The sequence below is a fragment of the Blastocatellia bacterium genome, from assembly GCA_035573895.1.
Classification (GTDB): Bacteria; Acidobacteriota; Blastocatellia; order HR10; family HR10; genus DATLZR01.
Genome location: DATLZR010000180.1, coordinates 1 through 5,008 on the forward strand (window position 1 = coordinate 1; position 5,008 = coordinate 5,008).

Here is a 5,008-nt window from a genome sequence, read left to right on the forward strand (position 1 = left end):
ATAGTCCTAAGAGTGGCGGTATTTCTGCTCCGAAATCTCAACTCTCATATATCTTGCGCCTTATGACTTGGAAACGGAAGCTGGCGGAATGCGGGCTTGGCCTCCGCAGTTCACGACGTGGAGGGTGCCGGTGAAGTTATTTCCCAGTCAAAGGCCAGGGTCTCGTGTTGGCCGCTCTTTGGGACGAGGGGGCATCGCCCGATGGTTTTCGTGAATTTAGATTGTGCGGGCGAAACTCAATAAGAACGCATATTTCATGCGTCGTCGTATCACGAGCGGACCTTAGTGCAGCCGAGTTGTCCTGAAGGGCGCTTGAAGGGGGGACGAGCAGCAATGACCGAGCAAGAATATCTGGCGTGTTTGAGCGTGGGGGTGATTGCCCTGATGGTCTCGCTCGTCCTCGTCCCGCTGGCCAAGGCCGTGGCGGAAAAACTGGGCGTTCTGGATTACCCCGGGGAACGTAAGATTCATCGAACGCCCAAGCCCTTGCTCGGCGGCTGCGCCGTATATGCATCGTTGCTGGTTGTGGTGGGGGGCTCCCTCTATTTCCTTCCAGAAGTGCGAGAGAATCCCGTGATGGTGAACTTTTTTGGTCCTGTGCTGGCGAAGTTCGAGACGGTCTCCATGGTCTATCCCGTTCTTCTGGCCGTGTTCGCCGGTTCGATGGTCATCGTTGTCGTCGGGATTCTGGATGATGTCCTGGGGGACCGCTTCCCCATCTGGGCCAAGCTCGCGGGACAGGCTCTGGCAGCGCTGATTGTGGTACTGTCGGGGGTAGAGATTTCACTCTTTGGGTTCAGTCTCGCGGTTGCACCGGTCATAACATTCGTGTGGATCGTCGGCATCACCAATTCCTTCAACCTGCTCGATAACATGGATGGGCTGACGACGGGTGTGGCTATTGTTTGCGCTCTGCTGTTGCTGCTCATCGCCGGCTCGCTTCAGGAGGTGTACATCAGCCTGCTGCTGGCAGCCTTCATCGGCGCGTTGGCGGGTTTTCTGATTTATAATTTCCCGCCCTCGCAAATCTTCCTTGGCGACGCCGGGAGTTTACTCATCGGGTACTTCATGGGTGTGGTAACAGTCCTCGCTTCGTATGTGGCGCCGGAAGGGGCGATTCCCAACAACCTTTTCAGTCCCTTCATGCCGGTCATCGTTTTGGGGCTGCCGCTGTACGATACGGCGTCGGTGATCCTCATTCGATTGCGCGAGGGGCGACCGATTTTTCGGGGCGACAAAAGTCACCTTTCCCATCGCCTCGTCGAGTTGGGCATGACTGAACGTCAGGCCGTTCTGGCGATTTACCTTCTGACCTTTTGCCTGGGAGCGAGCGCCATCTTTTTGCGTCAAGCGACGGTGGGCGCGACCGTGATGGCTCTGGTGCAGTCCATTGGCATCGTCGTGCTCACGACCATCCTGATGATCGTTCCGCGTCGCACCTATTACGTGCAGATTCGCGCCTTTGCAGAAGATTCGGTTGGTGCGAGATCCTCCGCCGAAGCAGTGCCCTCTCGCCCGAAAGTCGAGAGCGACGCTCAAGAAGCTCCCCACTTCCCCTCGAATGCTCCGGGGACACCGTGAGAGGTGCTCCTGTGACGATCCGTCGTCCTTCTTTGCTGCTGTGGATGCTCGGAGTGAGTATCTGTTTTGCTCACACGCTGTCAGCACAAACAAACCCGCAGAAACCGTCTCCTCGCCAAAAGCCGTCGAGCCCGACGACAGCAAAAGCGCCCTCCCCTCCCGCTGAGTCCGCGTCGGGACCATCGGTTCCTCCGGTCATGGCTCCGGGAAGCGACGTGACCGTCTTTGATCCGGGAAGCTCGATTGCGCGGGATTATCTGCGGGGGGGAATCGTACTGGGGCGCGCTCTAGTGCGACCGACGCTCGACGTGGGACTGGAAGGGGATTCCAATTTTCTCACCCTCGCCGAGACGCGCGGCGCACGAAACGGCGTGTTCACGATCTCCCCCGGTCTGGACCTCGAGGTCCCGGTCATGCGGAGTGGTCTTCGCCTGACCTATGCCCCCCTCCTCCGGCTGTTGAACGTTGCCGGGTTGCCGGGATCGAATGTGGCTCACCGGGTGAATCTCGACGTCACGACGAAGGTCACACCTGCACTCACTCTCTCGTTTCGAGCCCATGGGGCACGATCGGTTTTCGATACGCTCGAGTTTGATCCAGGCCGCGAGGTCTTCTTCAGCGCGAAACCCTTCTGGAGAACGGATGTTGCTCTCCTGGCAACCTATCTTCTCTCTCCCCGGAGCACACTGACAACCCAGATCGGCGTCAACAAAGTGCAGTTTCGCGGACGACCGGAAGCGACCGATCTCTTTTTTGATCACACGACGCTGCGCGCGAATATCAGTTACATGCGCCGGCTGAGTCGCCGTCATACGGGAACGCTCGGATTGGAGGTCGGCACCAATGGATCGCTGCGAGCGGACAATGCACGTGATCCCCAACTGAACGATTACCGGTTGTGGCAACCGACGGTGACGGTCCTCAGTCAGTTCACTCCCACTTTAACCGGTCAGATCTCGCTCGCCTGGCGTCATCAAAAGTTTCCCCACGCCGTGCGGAGTTTCTCCGGTGCTCAGATGAGCTTCTCGCTGGAGAAGCGATTGGGACCGGCAATGGACCTCAGCCTGAGCGGATTGCACACGTCGGTCCTCTCGGCATTCAATCCCGAAGAGGGAAATAGCTTTGCCATCAGCTCGGGCGTGGAGGCTCATTTGACGCATCGCCTGGGCCCGCGACTGAGCTGGGGCGCCGGTGCAGACTTTCAGCGCCTTTCTTTCCCCGTTCCCCTGAGCGAGCGTAGCAGCTTCGGTGGCTCGTCTCTCGGACGCTTTGCCGGAGTGCGCCGCAGCGACTCGATCGTGGGAGGCCGTGTTGAGGTCCGCCTCCGGCTCATTGATCTGACCGCCGTCCAATTCGGTTACGTTTTCCACCGTCGCGGATCAAGCGTTTCCCCTTTCTCGTTCGAACGCAGTCGGTTTATAATCGGTCTCTCGCTTGGACGGACGATTCCAACACGAATCAGTACCCGAAGGTTTTAAGAGATGGTGATTCGCCGGCAAAAGTCCAACGAAAATCGGCAACGCCGCATCCTTAAGCGAGGCCTGACCGTATGGTGTATGTGGGCAGCCGCACTCATTCTCCCTGCAGGGGGTGCGCGTCCTCTGGTCACCGAAAGCATTGCTCAGCAACAGGCCTCCTCGGCGAGCGAGACCAGGTCCCAACCTGCGCCTGCGCTGACGCGCATCTATCGCGTCGGGCCTGAAGATGCCCTGGAGATCCGGCTCCTCAACGATCCCGAAGCCCAACCTGACTACCGCGTGTCTCCCGGCGGGTACATCTTTTTCCCCTACATCGGCAACGTTCACGTGGCCGGGAAGACGACGAGCGAAATCGAAGAAGAACTGAAGCGCCTGCTCAAGAACGGATACTTCGAGAACCCTGAGGTCATCGTCGCCGTCAAAGAGTACAAGAGTCACTACGTTTACCTTCTCGGCGAAACGGGCGGCGGTCAGATCGTGCTCAAGCGCGAGCAGGTCCCCTTGATTGAAATTCTGGCTCAGGCGGGCGTGCGGCCATCGGTTCGTCGGGTGACGATTACTCGTTTGGGGGGTGACACAGGTCAGCCGTCAACAATCACCGTCAACCTGAACGCGCCAGAGAAGTACTCGGTCATGGTTCAACATGGCGATATCATCGAAGTCGAGACCCTCGTTGAGCGCGTTTTCATTACCGGCGAAGTGCGCCAGCCGACGGCTCAGGAATATACTCCGGGCTTGACGCTGTCTCAAGCCATCATTCAGGCGGGCGGCCCAACCGAGTTCGCCAAACGCAGCAAGATTGAAATCAAGCGAAAAGCCCCCGATGGGACCGTCACCGTCCTTCGCGCTGACTTCGATAAGATTCTACGCGGCGAGAGCCCGGATATTGAACTTCAGCCCGGCGACCTCATCTACGTTCACCGTCGCTTCTTCTAATCCTGTTGACCAGGCACAAGGAAGGGCAGTAAGGCTCCTGTTTGTTGGGGGGACGTAAGTCACTCCTCATGACAGGGGACATTGGCGCCGCGCCTGCGGATGGCAGGATCCGAGCGGAGGAAAGGTCTACCAGGCCCTGTCGCATGGCTTGCGACAGATTTTGTTTGCCTGGAGGGGTATATAGGGGTGAGGCATGTAGGTCGGAAGCTCAACTGACGGCATGACGAAGGGGTCTATTCCCTTCTTTTCCCGAAGGTTGCTGAGGTGACCGCGAGTTAGCGCGACGACTTCCGAAAGGGGCCATCCTCGCTTAGGCTGGGTCAGAGATGAACCTCTTTGTCGCAAGCAATGCGACAGCAGAAGTGAGGAAAGACGGCACTCATCGTGCTGACCATTACTTATTGATGAGGCATGAGATGATCCCATTCGGCCCCTCTTTTGAGCAGTGATGTCTCGGTGTGGCACATCGTTTGCTAATAGAAGGGCATGAAATCAGGCACACGGAGACACCTTATGCGGCCGAGCATTCGCTTCTTGAGCAAGCGAAGGACGATCCGACTCCCGCTGATCGGATCGTCTCCGTCATGAGCGCTTGTCCCTCTCCGGCGCTCGTGGCGGGAAGCCCCCGTCGAATTTCCCCCAACGACATTTTCAAACTCTCGCCAGAGAGTACGGGGGCTTCTGGTTTCTTCGTGGCCGTTTTTGTGGTTTGCGCAAGTTATGGACCGGATGCCGTCGGGTCTCCCGTAATCCTTCCTTGCGGGCGAGGAAGCCGAAGAGCTTCCATTGAATCCAAGCCATGACCGGGTGAGGGAGAGTAAGTCTCATAACTCCAGTCCGTGAAGGGGGGAGGAAGGATATGGCCGCGAGAAAACTTTTCCTTACTCGGGGTGTGTCACGAATTTCCGACGTGGTCTTGCGTCGCCTGGCCAGGAGACGCTCGGTTTGTTACCCGCGCCTTCTGCGATTCCGGGAAGAGGACGTTGCGCTTTTTTTCGGACGAACAATGGCGG

Annotated in this window: 3 protein-coding genes; all 3 read left to right on the plus strand. The window is 58.0% G+C overall.

All coding sequences use genetic code 11. The features are described 5' to 3' along the window. Positions 1-333 precede the first annotated feature (333 nt). Positions 334-1,581, plus strand: coding sequence for an MraY family glycosyltransferase (locus VNM72_15830; GenBank protein HXF06862.1), 1,248 nt, complete (start codon positions 334-336; stop codon positions 1,579-1,581). Positions 1,582-1,778: 197 nt separating this feature from the next. Next, positions 1,779-3,059 carry a hypothetical protein gene (locus VNM72_15835; protein ID HXF06863.1) on the plus strand — a complete coding sequence of 427 codons (1,281 nt, stop codon included), beginning with the start codon at positions 1,779-1,781 and terminating at the stop codon, positions 3,057-3,059. Between the two features lie 78 nt (positions 3,060-3,137). Further along, positions 3,138-3,995: a polysaccharide biosynthesis/export family protein gene (locus tag VNM72_15840; GenBank protein HXF06864.1), complete on the plus strand. Its 858-nt coding sequence runs from the start codon at positions 3,138-3,140 to the stop codon at positions 3,993-3,995. The last annotated feature ends 1,013 nt before the right edge of the window (positions 3,996-5,008 follow it).